Raw genomic sequence first — 14,766 nt, forward strand, 5'->3', positions numbered from 1 at the left:
CTTACCCATGCTAATTTTATATTATGGCATTATTAAACATCCATTGCAAAGAGGGGGGAAGCAAAGATAATTTAGGTAACTTCCCAAATTAATACTTATATTTATTGCGAGCATCAACACAGAGCAAGGGAATACAAAATGGCTGATAACGGCCTAGGTACATATTTAGCTACTACAGAAGATGTAACTGTTATGCTACATATTCCTTTGAATGCAGCCGAACAGGTTAAACAGTTACTTTCCCCTTTTGTTTCGCTGCGCAACTGCGATTCAAAGAGGCCAGAGGGCATGTGGGAAATACAATGTGTAAGCCATGCAGCCCATAGCGGTAGTAGCCTTAACTTAACAGGAGCACTATGTGAGCCTAAGCACGAGGTAGCTCTGTTTGAAAAGACGCACAAAGTAACTCTTTCATGTGAGGAGCCTGCATTTTTACCCTTGGCCATTACGCGCTTGGCAACGCACTTACTAAGAATAGAAAGCTTAAATAAAGGACATTGCTTTTTCCATGGAAGTGCAGTTTCAAAACATGAGCGTAGTATTATTTTGGCGGGAAGGAAGAAAAGTGGTAAGACGACACTGGCAATAGAGATGATGCGGAATCACAACGCTGATTTTATCAGTAACGATAACCCTTCAGTAAAATATATTAATGACACCTGGCATTGTATTGGGTGGCCTCGCTCGATTCGGATTCGACAGAATATGATGTACGCATCCGGGTTGCTGAGCGACGAAGTAATCGGCGGACCTAGAAGAGTTACCCTTTCTCACCCGCTCAGCTTAGGCTTGACCCTACCAAGAGCCCCTAACGAAACTATGCTCGACGTTACGCATATTTTCCCTTTCGAGCTAAAAGCATTGTTACAAACAAACCTGCGTGCCAAAGCCCGGCTAAAAGCTGTCGTATTCCTGCAGAGCGATAATAAAATAGGTGAGCCAAAGCTGGAGCGTTTATCAAAGTCAGCAGCATCAAGCTTCTTTGAGGAAAACACTTTTCCACATATACAATTGCCGGGTCTGGAGCATGCGCCCTATCTTTATAAACTTGTCACAAGAAACCATAAATTCCATCTAGCAGAAAGATTAATTGAGGAGGTGCCATGCTACACCCTAAATAATTGCTTAAATTTTATTAATAAATCTGCAGCAATATTGGAAGCAAAACTCCTTAACAATTAACAATGAGACATTATACTCAGAACCGGAATAATATTTATGCGTTATACGTCACCCTATGACCGAGAGACAACAATCGCTTATATTTTATCGGCCCGCAGACTGCCGAATTTACAAAATGCGTTTTCGTTAAATCATAGACACCATTCCCTTTTATATTTTTAGCAACGAGAAATTAGGATAATATTCATGAACGGCCTTCTACCACACCCTACCACCATACTTTACACCACGAGCAAAAGATCCCACTAATGCTAAGAGCGTATAACATGAAAATACTTATTATGGGTGCTCCTGGCTCTGGAGTAACAACATTAGGTGCTGCTTTGTCAAAAGCTTGGGCATGGCCTCATTTGGACACTGATGACTATGAATGGGTTAGTTCAGCGCCACCGTTCGTGCATAAAACAAACCCTGAAGAGCGTAGGAAAAAACTTCTGGTAGATATGGACCAGGCAAATGTTGTTGTTTCCGGCTCTGTCATGGAGTGGGGGAAGGAGGTTGAGAATGCCTTCAGTCTAATTGTATTCCTAAATCTCGAAACAAATCTGCGTATAAAGCGCATAAAATCTCGAGACGATAGCCTTTATGGAGGAACTGACCCCCATTTTTTAGAGTGGGCAGCTTCTTATGAAACTGGCCATAGGCCTGGCCGATCTCGGTATACTCACGAAGCTTGGTTGAGAGAATGTTGTTGTCAAGTCTTAAGACTAGAGGGTGAATTACCCCTTGACCAGCAATTGTCGACGATTAATTCAGTTATCACAAAGATGTTAGAAGATGGGATTGTATAAAACGACAGATCTCTTTTAATATGGCAGAGGGCTAATTACCGCATGGTTACTCACCCCCTCCCGGAAACATTAATCTTACAATAGCACTGGAGATTGTAATGACTAAAATATCAATACAAATGGACTCTGCCGAATATGCTCGTCAGGATGCTGTTGAAGTGGTAGAGAGAAAAGGTTACGGGCATCCTGACACACTATGTGATCGAATCTCTGAGTTAACATCAGTTTTATATTCACAATATTGCATAGAGAATTTTGGAAAAATCGGTCACCATTGGTTTGATAAGGTAATGCTTATTGGCGGCGAAGCGAATTTAGGTTTTGGGGTCGGAGAGCTCACCTCTCCTTATGAGGTCATCCTAGCTGGAAAAGCTGCGACTAGTATTGGAGAGGTAGAAATTCCTTTAACAAGGATATTTGAAAATGCAGCACGTAAAGTTCTTCTGGATACGTTGCATTATTTCAACCCATCAACAGACCTGTTGATAACCAACCGGATAAAGTCTGGGCGAGGTCCTGGTCAGCCTGTGTCTCGATACAGGCCAATTAGTGCGAATGAAATGGCAGCAATAGATGAACCTGAATTGGTATCTAATGATTGCAATCTTTGTACAGCTTACTATCCTTTATCTACTTTAGAAGAAGTAGTTTTATCTATTGACCATGAGTTTCTTAAAGAGAACGAAGCTCGCTGGTTTGGCTTAATAGGTTCAGATATAAAAACAGTTGGTTGGAGAAGATATAGCAACTACACCTTAGCTGTCAATGCACCCTTCCTTGCAAAGAAGGTATACTCCCGTACTGACTACATTAAACACTGCGAAGACCTTGAAAAAAATATTCATGATTGGGTGTCGTCACGGTGGGAAATCGATATAACAGTAACAGTTAACCCCGAACGAAAATGGAAAAGATCATATCTAACATTAACCGGAACTGTCGCAGACACCGGAGATGTAGGTGTGACTGGACGTGGTAACCGAATGAACGGCCTTATCACTCCGGGCAGGAATATGAGCATTGAGGCTGTGGCTGGTAAAAACCCTTTAGACCACACAGGTAAATTATATAACGCCCTCGCTTACGATCTTGCTAAAGCCATATATTATAAAATCAGCTCACCATGTAAAGTTTCGATCTCTACCCTAAAAGGAGTTCCCCTTAACCCGGCTTATTCATGAGGCCGGCCTGAAAACGAAGATAGCGGATGGTATTCTCTTGAAAATTCAGTGTGTTCCGCCAAGAACCTGAACCAAGAGAGCCATCCGCTATGGGTGAAAGCCTATCCACCTGGACGCCCTCATGCAACGGCGCTGTCCGTGTTGAGCTGAGCGGCCAGCGCACCACCAGCGACAGCGGCGCTCTGCTGTTGCGTGAGGCCCTCGACAACAGCGGCGTGATCGAGGCGCTGGAAGACAATCTGGTCGATCGACGCCACCCGCTGCGCATCCGTCATTCGCTGGCCAGCCAGTTGCGTACCCTGGTGCTGCAGCGTGCGATGGGCTGGATCGATCTCAGCGATACCGACACGCTGCGCCGTGACCCGCTCTGGCAGTTGGCCTGCAGCGACGCGCGCGGGATGACGCCCCTGGCCCAAGACAGGCCGTCTCAAGCCACGTTGTCGCGGCTGCTGAGCTGCCTCGGGCGCAACGACAATATCGATGCCGTGCACGAAGGCCTGCTGCGGCTGGTGGTCTGGCGCCTGAGCTCGCTGCAGAACGGCGAGCGTCCCAAGCAGCTGACGCTGGACATCGACGGCCTGCCGATCGAAGTCCACGGCCACCAAGGAGGGTCCGCATTTCACGGACTTTACGGTGCCCGCATCTACTCGCCGCTGGTCGCCTCGCTGGCCGAGACCGGCGACATGGTGGGTGGGCTCCTGCGCGAGGGCAACGCTGGCCCGGCTGAGAACGCCGATACTTGGATCCCGCATCTGGTGCGGCGACTCAACGAGAGTACCGGCGCTCAGGTACGGGTGCGCATCGACGCCGGTTTCACTGACAACGCGACGCTGGAGGCCTTGGAAGATCGCGGCATCGAGTACCTGGGCAGGCTGCGCAGCCACACGGGCCTGCAGAAGCTGGCGGCACCGCACCTGAAGCGGCCACCAGGCCGGCCACCCGAGCAGCCTCGCGAGTGGAGCCACGATCTGGAGTATCAAGCGGGCTCTTGGTCGGCACCGCGTCGCGTCGTGCTGGTGGTGCAGGAACGCCCCGATGACCTGCTGCTGCATGCCTTCTTCCTGGTCACCAACCTCGGCAAGTTCGACTGGCCGCCGGAGAAGGTCCTGGCGCTCTACCGCAAGCGCGGCAGCGCCGAGGCGCACATGGGCGAGGTGAAGTCGGCGCTCGACTTGCACCTCTCGTCGACCGATCGCGGCGCCTCTACCGTCCAGGACGTGATGGCCCGCAACGAGATGAGCCTGCTGCTGAACCTCTACGCCTACCAGGTGCTGCATGGGCTGCGCTGCCTGCTGGAGCGGCAGACCCGGCAAGGCTGGAGCCTCAGCCGGATGCGCGAGCAGGTGCTGAAGGTCGCCGCCACGCTGAGACTGCACGCTCGGCGAATCACCGTTCATCTGGGTGCCGCCGCCGACAAGTGGTGGCCGACGCTGCTGAAGGGGCTGCCGAAGCTGACCGCACTGAGCTGACGCTTCTGCGAGACCACCACAGCATCAGAAAGCGAGCGACCGGAGCGGCGGGCGGCGATCACGGCTGCTTGGACGGTCGCAATTGATTCCAAAGAGCTATAAGGAAGCGGGGAAATTTCAGCGTTTTGGCATTACTCAACAGCTATTCGCGCTGAAGAAGCCGATCCTGATAAGCGATGCCACCAGTCAGTACCTTCAGACCGCTCAATCAGCACCCTCGTGAATGAGGCGGGCTTAACTGCCCTATAGAGATAACTGTATCAGTCTCTAACAGTATACATACCCATGAAGAAGTTGAGAAAATAGTCCACAGCCTAGTTCATGAGGGCCTGCTGTCTATCAAAGAAATATCGCGCCGATTTATAAGCGGTAATCAAATCAGAGTTTGTTAAAAACAGTTAAATAAAGTTAAGAGGGAGGTAGCCAAAGGCTTAAGCCCGCCTCATTCACGAGGGTGCTGATTGAGCGGTCTGAAGGTACTGACTGGTGGCATCGCTTATCAGGATCGGCTTCTTCAGCGCGAATAGCTGTTGAGTAATGCCAAAACGCTGAAATTTCCCCGCTTCCTTATAGCTCTTTGGAATCAATGGCGACCGTCCAAGCAGCCGTGATCGCCGCCCGCCGCTCCGGTCGCTCGCTTTCTGATGCTGTGGTGGTCTCGCAGAAGCGTCAGCTCAGTGCGGTCAGCTTCGGCAGCCCCTTCAGCAGCGTCGGCCACCACTTGTCGGCGGCGGCACCCAGATGAACGGTGATTCGCCGAGCGTGCAGTCTCAGCGTGGCGGCGACCTTCAGCACCTGCTCGCGCATCCGGCTGAGGCTCCAGCCTTGCCGGGTCTGCCGCTCCAGCAGGCAGCGCAGGCCATGCAGGACCTGGTAGGCGTAGAGGCTGAGCAGCAGGCTCACCTCGTTGCGTGCCATCACGTCCTGAACGGTGGAGGCGCCGCGATCGGTCGACGAGAGGTGCACGTCGAGCGCCGACTTCACCTCGCCCATGTGCGCCTCGGCGCTGCCGCGCTTGCGGTAGAGCGCCAGGACCTTCTCCGGCGGCCAGTCGAACTTGCCGAGGTTGGTGACCAGGAAGAAGGCATGCAGCAGCAGGTCATCGGGGCGTTCCTGCACCACCAGCACCACGCGACGCGGTGCCGACCAAGAGCCCGCTTGATACTCCAGATCGTGGCACCACTCGCGAGGCTGCTCGGGTGGCCGGCCGGGTGGCCGCTTCAGGTGCGGTGCCGCCAGTTTCTGCAGGCCGGAGTGACTGCGCAGTCGGCCCAGGTACTCGATGTCGCACTCTTCCAGGGCCTCCAGCGTCGCGTTGTCGGTGAAACCGGCGTCGATGCGCACCCGAACCTGGGCGCCGGTGCTCTCGTTGAGTCGCCGCACCAGATGCGGGATCCAGGTGTCGGCGTTCTCGGCCGGGCCGGCGTTGCCCTCGCGCAGCAGGCCGCCCACCATGTCGCCGGTTTCTGCCAGCGAGGCGACCAGCGGTGAATAGATCCGCGCGCCGTACAGGCCATGATAGGCCGAGCCGCCCTGGTGGCCGTGGACCTCGATCGGCAGGCCGTCGATGTCCAGCGTCAGCTGCTTGGGGCGCTCGCCGTTCTTCAGCGCGGTCAGGCGCCAGATCACCAGTCGCAGCAGGCCTTCGTGCACGGCATCGATATTGTCGCAGCGCCCGAGGCAGGTCAGCAGCCGCGACAGCGTGGCTTGAGAGGGCCGGTCCTGGGCCAGGGGCGTTGTCCCGCGCGCATCGCTGCAGGCCAGCTGCCAGAGCGGATCACGGCGCAGCGTGTCGGTATCGCTGAGGTCGATCCAGCCCATCGCACGCTGCAGCACCAGGGTACGCAACTGGCTGGCCAGCGAATGAAGGATGCGCAGCGGGTGGCGTCGATCGACCAGATTGTCTTCCAGCGCCTCAATCACGCCGCTGTTGTCGAGGGCCTCACGCAACAGCAGAGCGCCGCTGTCGCTGGTAGTGCGCTGGCCGCTCAGCTCAACACGGACAGCGCCGTTGCATGAGGGCGTCCAGGTGGATAGGCTTTCACCCATAGCGGATGGCTCTCTTGGTTCAGATTCTTGGCGGAACACACTGAATTTTCAAGAGAATACCATCCGCTATCTTCGTTTTCGGGCCGGCCTCATGAATAAGCCGGGTTAAGTTGTTTAATATCTCCACAATCTACCAAAGCACCCCTTGAGGATATAGTCTATCCTGCAAGCAGGGTATGAGATTTACTATTTAGGCGAATAAAAAAATCAAAGGTGCTTATATTTGAGATAAGTTATCCGTCTATAGAGACACCCTCAGTTACTGCGCCCCCTTTTCGCTAACTTTATAGAGATATAACTATGACTGGCCTTCAAACTGATATTAATTCTGTTACCTCGTTAGCAGGCCGAATTGCGTTGGTTTCTGGCGGCACTCGTGGCCTTGGCTTGGAAATCAGCCGGCAACTCGCGGGCCTTGGGGCTTTGGTGGTCATCGGTGGGCGGCTAAAGCCTGGAACAGCTGAATCTACTGAAAAAATCTCTTCATTCCCAGAGGGAGCAGATTACGTCAATCTCGATGTAACTTCCTCACAGTCAATATCAAACTGCTGTGATTTTATACTAGGAAAGTATGGTCGTCTCGATATATTAATAAACAATGCAGGTGTTTTTCTGGATAAACCACTGGAGGGGGGGGTTATAAATTGCTCTCCTGATGAGTTTTTTGAAACTCTTGCAGTAAATTTGGTAGGCGCCTATGCTCTGATTGATGCTTTTATCTTGAACATGAGAAAAAATAATTATGGTCGGATAGTCAATATCTCGAGTGGCATGGGGCGTTGTGTCGAGCTTGACGGTACTGCGTTAGCATATCGAACCTCTAAAGCAGCACTGAATACTATGACCGCTATTTTGGCAAAGCGTGAAATTGACTATGATATCAAGGTAAATGCAGTATGCCCTGGATGGGTGCGTACGCAAATGGGAGGGCCGAATGCAACCCGCTCCGCAACTCAGGGGGCAGCAGGAGTAGTCCATGCTGCGTCTTTGCCTTCAGAAGGCTTTACCGGCTATTTGCTTAGAGATGGGGAAAGGTTTGGGTGTGCTTGAGATTTTAACCCTTGAGGCTGGACTGGACGTCACTGAATATTTCAGCCAGCCCCTTAGGCAGGCTGACGAGTTCCAACATAAAGACGTTGGCTTAATTGGTTGCCTGCGTGCAGTCTTCCAGAGACGCATTAACCATACAGTGTCATATAGAGAGGGTCTACTGGGCCGCAGTCTACGTGTTCGATCCCGAAGAGTAATGGTTCCTCTCACGCACCATCATCAAGGGACGTCTTATGATTCATATTACACATATACGCGCCACGACCACGCATGCCCAAAGCGAAAGCATTGAATGAAAGGGAGGAGTTTAACATGCCGCATACTCAATGGAGTGAAGATTATGGTTTCCCTCTTCAAGTGGCAAGACAATTTTTAAAGGAGCCTGTAAAAGTATTAAGACTGGTCAGGCAAGGGAAAAAAGTTATCCATCACAGCAAAGGTTCTGGAATATCGAAAAAATTCTTTCTCCAAACAGAAGATGGCGAAGGTTTTGTTTTGAAGGAGTTCCCTCCATATGCTTCTAACGTATCGTTTTGCATAAAAGCCATTGCTTTCCAAAGTGAATTACGTAGACAGGGATTGCCATTACCTCCACATGTCCCACTATGCGTCAACCCAAGAAAATTTCATCATGTTTGCTATTATAACGGAAATCAGAAGATATTTACATTACAAGAAATGGCGAGCTGTGCCAGCGTTTCTCTCGACCAAGCAATTCCATCTGCCATCTCCTTACTCCGCAGGTTTCACAACCTCGGTAAAGAGTTACACTACCTAGCTCTTCCTAAAAATAACATCTTTTTTTGCGTGCTTGAATTATTCACATATGGCTACAATGAAATTGAACAAAAACACCCTAAAGAATGGCCCTCAAATCGACTGGCAGTACGTCGCTTAGTTGATTATTATGGCTTGTGTGTCACTCAATATTTCCGTACTGCTAAAAATTGCGGATACTTTCTTCATACCCAGCCTGTACATGGCGACTTCCATATTAATAATTTACTTTTTTCTTCATCCGGCAAGGTCACTGCCTTACTTGATTTTGATGATACTAAAATCGACAATCCGATTCAGGATATTGCCAGGATTGCTGCAAGCTTGGCTGTTTTTGATTTTTTTAACTCCCCTAATAATCCTTTAAGAAACATACCTACAGATGTTGACTTGGCGCTGCTTCGCTATATCATGGGTTTATATTTTCATGGCAGACCAATACAAAAAGACCTGCTAAACACATTTATACCAACATTGAAATGCATCAGCCTTCAAATGGGATTCATTGGCATTCTTTCCGGTTCACTTGGATTGGATAAGATTAATGAACTAATGCTGCTTCCCCAAATGTTAGAGGATCGCCTAGGAGATTTGTCATGAGAAAATGCAGCACATCCAAGATCCGCCGGACCGTTCGCATCGTTTTGTTGAACAATAAGAGTGAGATACTGCTTATGAAAGTCGTACTACCAGATAGAACTATCTGGTGTACCTTGGGGGGAGGGATTGAAGAGGATGAAAGTATAGAGCAAGCTGCTAAACGTGAATTATTTGAAGAAACGGGTCTCCGCGACGAAAGTGTTCTTTTTGGCCCCTTAATTTGGTCAGGTGAGCATATGCTCCGCCATGAGGGTACTCTTAAACTTCACCAAGAGTCTTTTCTTTTACTCAGAACCTCGGAACAAAAAATTACAACCAACAACATGACTGAAGAAGAAAAATCGGTCGTGAAGGAACTAAAGTGGTGGTCACTCCAAGAACTAAAAAACAGCAGTGAATTCATAGTCCCACCTGTTTTGGTTGAGAAACTATCTGAGCTGCTAGTACACGGGGCTCCTTCGTCTATAGAGACTATTTTTTTAGGTGATCCTTAAACAAAATGAAAAATTTTCCTCGTCAGTTGACACGCAAGACGTAACCACCAAGACCTTTCCCCAGCGAGTAGGGCTCTCTATGCAACACTTGACAGTGCAAAGTCACTTAGACGAGGAAGTCGTCCTACGTTAGCACGCTCCTTCCTTCCAACAGGGAAACTCATAAGATATCCTGATTCCGTGAAGCCAGCGCCGACACTTCCCCTATCACCGCCAGCGAGCATTTTCTGACCGCCGATTCCGTCTCAACCGCTGAACGCATACCGGGGAGGACCAACCATGGCGACGCTGACCGACGAGAGCAGCCCATTTTGACAGGCATTTCTACCCGCTGGACACGCTGATACTGGCTGCCGATGACCGTCAGCTCTCTGCGTGGTGCCTTTGTCCGACAGACGATCAGCATGGCGTGCCTCGGGGATAGCGCAGGCGGCTTCGCAGGGTGTTCAACACCGTCATGCGTCCGATGTCCTGCCCGAAGTCGAGGATGATCTGCCGCGCCTTTTGAACCACGAGCGCCGCACGATGCACCAGCTCTTGTAGCACGGTGCGGATCCGGCGCCGCTTGGCGGGATGGCGCACCGGGCTCAGCTCGCCGGTCATGCCCAGCTGCCCCATCAGCCGCAGGATGTTGTAGGCCAGCTGGGCGAGGTGCAGGATCAGATCGTTGGTGGCGAACTTGCCCGACGGCAGCCGCTCCAGGTCGAGATCGGTCTTGATCTCACTGTGGAATTGCTCGTGGGTGGCATGCGCCTGGTAGCGTTTGATCACCGCCTCCGGCGCCTCGTCCAGGCTGGTCCACCAGCCTTCCAACTCATAGTCCGGTTCGAGCAGCAACTGGCCATCGCGATCGGCGGTGCGCTCTACCAGGCGCATCACGCGTTGGACGACGTATTCGGTCTTGTTGTCGTCGTGGATCGAGACGGTCTGCGTCCACAGCGCCTGGCGCTTGCCAGGACGCAGCTCTTCCCAGTAGTCCGCCGCCACAGCCAACCAGGTATCCTGATCCGCCGTGGCCGAGCCGCGCGGGTTCCATTTGACGACATAGTCGAGCCGGCGCCCCTCGTCGGCAAAGACCTGGCGCTGCTGTTCGAGAAGCGCCAGGTGCGCCTGGCTGTCGAAGCCGCTGTCCTCGCGTAACAGGATCGGTTGCTTGGTCAGGCCTTGGGCGCGAGGCAGTACCCGCTCCAGGAAGGCGTTGCTCTCCTTCATGGTGTGCTGCTTGCCAGGCCGCAGTTCCAGACCCAGGCACCACCCTTCGTTGCCCAGATAGGCGGCGATCGGGGTGTAGCCATCGACCTTCTGGTAGGTCCGCGAGACGCCTTCCTTCTTCGAGTTGCTGTTGTCCATGACGAAGGTGTCGATGTCCAGGCAGACGTGCGTCGTCTCGGCGGTGATCGGTGCTTCGATCAGTGACAGCAGGGTCGTGGACCAGGTGGCGGTGCGCGCCTGCAGGTCGTTGGCGGCAAGTTTCTCCAGCCGCTGTCGCAGCGTCGCCGCGCTCGGCACCTTCTGCAGGGTCAGCAGTTGTTGGAAGGGCTTGTCGCGGCGGAAGTTCTCGACAGCGTCATAGTCGCTCATGCCCAGACACAGCAGGCCCAGGTAGCTCTTGATCACGTCACTGGTGCGCATGCCCAGCGTGGTGGGGAAGCGGCTGTCGATGCTGTCGACGCCAGCGATCTCGAAGCATTGCCCGATGATGGACAGCCCGGCGTGGCTGGTGAGGGTGCGGCGACTGGCGCGGAATTTGACGTTGGGCATGGCACTGTCTGGGTGAATGGCGATATTCGCTATATTGCCATGCAGTTCAGTAGGTTAGAAGCATTCCTGGGGGCCGGTCTCACGGATTCAGGATCTACTTTTGAACCTTATCTCGACCCACAACGTCGCCGCCAGCTTGTACATTTTTAAAGTAGCTTTTACTGCCAGATTTAAAACTAATCACAACTTTTATTCCAAGCCCTAATACAGCCAGAATAGCTACAGCTATTAATCCAATTGTTATTAAATTATCCATTCCAGTACCTTTTAAACTTAGTCATGTGATCGTACAACCAGCCAAACCCGGTTTTGGATTTAGCGATAGTGCTGCTGATTATGAACCCAGACTTATAACAGGTATTAAATAGCGAGCTCGTTTTGCCACTTGAAAAAGCGCGCACGTTCAACAACCTTATGTAGTCCGCCTTTTAGTATCTAACCCATTGATTTTAATTCATATTCAGGATAATTCGGCGCACCACACAGGATCGGATGCTGCGCATTTGCTGGGTCTGATGAAACTGTATATAAATACATAATCCCATAAATGAGCGCATGGACACACATAGCCACCCACCAAAGCAAATCGATCGCGTGAAAGCCATCATGAGAGTGAAACGATTAAGCCCTCAACTATGAAGATCGTCTGCTTAGTAGGTCGGTTGCAATTTAGCAAAACAGGCACGCTACCGCCCGCCATGCAGCATGATGCGGGTTCGCATCATCTCCGCGGGCAGTTTCTGAGCCTTTTTGACTATGTAAGCCATCTTTTGCGAATTTCCGTTCACAGTAACCAAGCGTTACATGGCAGGCAATGCCAACGAAAGCATTAGCCAAGCTGCCATGGCTTCAGGTGCAGATTCGCTGTTTCGTCGAGGAATCGATAGGGGAGGCCCAGCATCATGCCGTGGCACGCCATACTTAGGAACGCTTTTCCGCCGCCTTCAACTCTCCCAACGCGCCCTTGCACCGCTCTTCGACCTGGTCGAGTTCACGCTGCATGATGCGGATGTCTTCCAGTTGGCGTTCGAGGTTGGCGCGTTTGTCGGCGAGGATCTCGAGCAGGCGCTCAAGTTGGCGGACGCTGCCGTCATGGCGGGTGGCGTAGAGGCCGAGCACTTCACGGATCTCGATCAGCGAGAAACCCAGCCGTTTGCCGCGCAGGGCTAGCTTGAGGCGAACGCGGTCCTTCTCGTGGTAGACGCGGGTCTTTTTGCTGCTCCGTTAAAGGGAACGCCACTTGCGTGAGATGTATATTATGGCAATATACAAAATATGATCGATTTGGCGCAGATAACCGGTTTCGACTGGGACAAGGGCAATGCCCGCAAAAGTGCGGATAAGCACGGCGTGCGCCAATCCGAGGCCGAACAGGTGTTTTTTAATCAGCCACTGCTGCTGATCGAAGACATTAAGCACAGCCAGGATGAACCTCGATATCATGCCCTCGGCATCGCGGACGATCATCGGCAGCTACACATCACGTTCACCTTACGCGCGGCCGGTACGTTGATCCGAGTTATCTCGGCCCGAGACATGCACCGTAAGGAGCGGAGGATTTATGAGCAAAACCAAGACGACGCCTGAATTCAAGAGTGAAGCGGAAGAGCGCGCGTTCTGGGAAAGCCATGACTCCACGGACTATGTGGACTGGAACCAGGCCAAGCGTGCCGCGCTCCCCAATCTGAAGCCATCGACCAAGACGATCTCGCTGAGGTTGCCGGAATCGTTGCTGGATCGCATCAAGATCGAAGCCAACAAGCGGGATATGCCGTATCAGTCGCTGATCAAGGCCTGGTTGGCTGACGATGTCGAGGAAAATCGACGGTCTTGATGGTGAGATTTCAGGTGTAAGCCGTGCTCAAGAGCGCTTTTCAGCCGCCTTCAACTCTCCCAGCGCACCCTTGCACCGCTCTTCGACCTGGTCGAGTTCGCGCTGCATGATGCGGATGTCTTCGAGCTGGCGTTCGAGGTTGGCGCGTTTGTCGGCGAGGATCTCGAGCAGGCGCTCAAGTTGGCGAACACTGCCGTCGTGGCGGGTGTCATAGAGATCGAGCACTTCACGGATTTCGATCAGCGAGAAGCCGAGACGCTTGCCGCGCAGGGCGAGCTTGAGGCGGACACGATCCTTCTCATGGTAGACGCGGGTCTTGCCGCGCCGCTCGGGGGAGAGCAAGCCTTCCTGCTCATAGAAGCGGATGGTGCGGGTGGTGACGTCGAAGTGCTGTGCGAGTTCGCCAATGGCGTAAGTCTGGCCGGACACGGCGCTGTTCTCTTTTCTGATTTGCCCCCACCCTAGCGCTATTTGACCTTTACGTGAAGATCAACTTTAAACGTTGTTTTCTACACACATCGGCGCCCGGGGCAGGCGCTCGGCAATGAATGGACGGGTGAAATCGCGGCGAAGAATGGCGCTCGAGTTATCAACAGTCTGTTTCAGATTTGGCTAAAACAGCGATTCCTGTCGCTCACCGGGAAACTCCGTCAACGGAGGCAATTCGAGCCGCTCGGCGAGCCGGTTGTAGAAGTTTCGTGCCAGTTCCGGCGCCTGGCGATTGTCCGGTGTATGCACAAAGAGAAAAGGGGTTTTCCCCTGTTTTATCCACAGGATGAGGCGTTCTATCCACGGTTCGAAACGGGCGTGATTAATGGCTTCGTCGAAGTGTCCGATAAAGCGAATAACGGGATTGACCGCCGTGCAGAGCACGTGTAATGGGACTTTGGGCTTTTCGCCCTGCGCCTTGGCGAGCCGGTTGTCAAGCCCTGGGGGTGTGGCAAAAAGCGCACGCACGTCGAGCATTACACGATTGGCGTCTTGACTTATCAACAAGCGGTTGAATGCCTGTTCCGCGACCCCCTTGTGGAAAAAATCACTATGCCGGACCTCGACTGCACGGGGTATCTCCCGTGGCCAGTGAGTGAGCAATCGCTCCAGCGCAGGCAGCTCTGCCTGGCCGAAATCCCGTGGTAGCTGAACCATGATCGGACCGAGCCGATCCTTCAGTGGCGAGAGCCGCTCGATGAAGCGTTCGAACTCCTCAATGATATCGCGCAGGCGTTTGGCATGGGTCAGCTGGCTGGGCAGCTTGAAGCAGAAGCGGAAGGTCTCGGGAGCCTGTTCGGCCCAGGCGGCGACGGTTTCCGCCTTGGGAATGCCGCTGTAGAAGGTGGTGTTGCCTTCCACGGCGTTGAACACGCTGGCGTAGTCGCGCAGGTCCACATCGCCATGAGCGGGCAGCAGGGAGCCTTGCCAGTCGGCGTTGGCCCACATTGCCATGCCCAGGTAGAGCGACGGTGCAGACTCATCAATCAACATAGTTTTGCTTCCATGCAGTCATAGACTCCGAAAAGTCGGCGAGCGATGGTCAGACAAGGCAAAAATCGGCGCAACAGCGGAGTTTACGAGTTTGTA

At 52.5% G+C, this 14,766-nt stretch carries 15 protein-coding genes; 9 read left to right on the forward strand and 6 right to left on the reverse strand.

The features are described from left to right. The first annotated feature begins 138 nt into the window (after window positions 1-138). The 4 genes from ACWHY3_RS18865 (at window position 139) to ACWHY3_RS18880 (ending at window position 4,623) form a co-directional block, all read left to right on the forward strand. Window positions 139-1,182 (forward strand): hypothetical protein, encoded by a 1,044-nt coding sequence (locus tag ACWHY3_RS18865; RefSeq protein WP_448127270.1) that lies wholly within the window; start codon window positions 139-141, stop codon window positions 1,180-1,182. A 266-nt stretch (window positions 1,183-1,448) separates the two neighbouring features. Further along, entirely contained in the window at window positions 1,449-1,973 is a 525-nt protein-coding gene (locus ACWHY3_RS18870; protein ID WP_448127271.1) for a hypothetical protein, read from the forward strand. Window positions 1,974-2,071: 98 nt separating this feature from the next. Continuing rightward, the gene (locus tag ACWHY3_RS18875; protein WP_448127272.1) at window positions 2,072-3,154 is read left to right on the forward strand and encodes a methionine adenosyltransferase; all 1,083 of its coding nucleotides are present in this window, start codon (window positions 2,072-2,074) and stop codon (window positions 3,152-3,154) included. A gap of 89 nt (window positions 3,155-3,243) precedes the next feature. Further along, entirely contained in the window at window positions 3,244-4,623 is a 1,380-nt protein-coding gene (locus tag ACWHY3_RS18880; protein ID WP_448126524.1) for an IS1380 family transposase, read from the forward strand. Window positions 4,624-5,292: 669 nt separating this feature from the next. Here the strand turns inward: ACWHY3_RS18880 and ACWHY3_RS18885 are convergent. Continuing rightward, window positions 5,293-6,672 (reverse strand): IS1380 family transposase, encoded by a 1,380-nt coding sequence (locus ACWHY3_RS18885; protein ID WP_399590022.1) that lies wholly within the window; start codon window positions 6,670-6,672, stop codon window positions 5,293-5,295. 300 nt (window positions 6,673-6,972) lie between these two features. Between ACWHY3_RS18885 and ACWHY3_RS18890 the strand changes: the two genes are divergently transcribed. From ACWHY3_RS18890 to ACWHY3_RS18900, 3 genes are all read left to right on the forward strand, one after another. After that, window positions 6,973-7,722, forward strand: coding sequence for an SDR family NAD(P)-dependent oxidoreductase (locus tag ACWHY3_RS18890; protein ID WP_448127273.1), 750 nt, complete (start codon window positions 6,973-6,975; stop codon window positions 7,720-7,722). Between the two features lie 312 nt (window positions 7,723-8,034). Next, the gene (locus ACWHY3_RS18895) at window positions 8,035-9,099 is read left to right on the forward strand and encodes an aminoglycoside phosphotransferase family protein (protein WP_448127274.1); all 1,065 of its coding nucleotides are present in this window, start codon (window positions 8,035-8,037) and stop codon (window positions 9,097-9,099) included. Beyond that, window positions 9,096-9,593, forward strand: a complete 498-nt coding sequence (locus ACWHY3_RS18900; RefSeq protein WP_448127275.1) for an NUDIX hydrolase — start codon at window positions 9,096-9,098, stop codon at window positions 9,591-9,593. Before ACWHY3_RS18895 ends, ACWHY3_RS18900 begins: the two co-directional genes overlap by 4 nt. 399 nt (window positions 9,594-9,992) lie before the next feature. Here ACWHY3_RS18900 and ACWHY3_RS18905 read toward each other — a convergent pair whose 3' ends face one another. The 3 genes from ACWHY3_RS18905 to ACWHY3_RS18915 form a co-directional block, all read right to left on the reverse strand. After that, the gene (locus ACWHY3_RS18905) at window positions 9,993-11,354 is read right to left on the reverse strand and encodes an IS1380 family transposase (RefSeq protein WP_432414714.1); all 1,362 of its coding nucleotides are present in this window, start codon (window positions 11,352-11,354) and stop codon (window positions 9,993-9,995) included. A gap of 94 nt (window positions 11,355-11,448) precedes the next feature. Continuing rightward, window positions 11,449-11,610: a hypothetical protein gene (locus tag ACWHY3_RS18910; RefSeq protein WP_448127276.1), complete on the reverse strand. Its 162-nt coding sequence runs from the start codon at window positions 11,608-11,610 to the stop codon at window positions 11,449-11,451. Window positions 11,611-12,275: 665 nt separating this feature from the next. After that, window positions 12,276-12,518 (reverse strand): MerR family DNA-binding protein, encoded by a 243-nt coding sequence (locus ACWHY3_RS18915; protein WP_087720852.1) that lies wholly within the window; start codon window positions 12,516-12,518, stop codon window positions 12,276-12,278. A gap of 111 nt (window positions 12,519-12,629) precedes the next feature. Here ACWHY3_RS18915 and ACWHY3_RS18920 point away from each other — a divergent pair, with 111 nt between their 5' ends. Further along, window positions 12,630-12,941 (forward strand): BrnT family toxin, encoded by a 312-nt coding sequence (locus ACWHY3_RS18920; protein ID WP_087720850.1) that lies wholly within the window; start codon window positions 12,630-12,632, stop codon window positions 12,939-12,941. After that, complete coding sequence (locus tag ACWHY3_RS18925) at window positions 12,916-13,188, forward strand: BrnA antitoxin family protein (RefSeq protein ID WP_087720848.1); 273 nt, start codon at window positions 12,916-12,918, stop codon at window positions 13,186-13,188. The genes ACWHY3_RS18920 and ACWHY3_RS18925 overlap by 26 nt, the downstream gene beginning before the upstream one ends. 27 nt (window positions 13,189-13,215) lie before the next feature. Here ACWHY3_RS18925 and ACWHY3_RS18930 read toward each other — a convergent pair whose 3' ends face one another. Further along, the gene (locus ACWHY3_RS18930) at window positions 13,216-13,617 is read right to left on the reverse strand and encodes a MerR family transcriptional regulator (protein WP_087720846.1); all 402 of its coding nucleotides are present in this window, start codon (window positions 13,615-13,617) and stop codon (window positions 13,216-13,218) included. A 183-nt stretch (window positions 13,618-13,800) separates the two neighbouring features. Continuing rightward, window positions 13,801-14,670, reverse strand: a complete 870-nt coding sequence (locus ACWHY3_RS18935; RefSeq protein WP_448127277.1) for a DUF72 domain-containing protein — start codon at window positions 14,668-14,670, stop codon at window positions 13,801-13,803. Window positions 14,671-14,766: the final 96 nt, after the last annotated feature.

The organism is Salinicola sp. NYA28a (assembly GCF_976982775.1).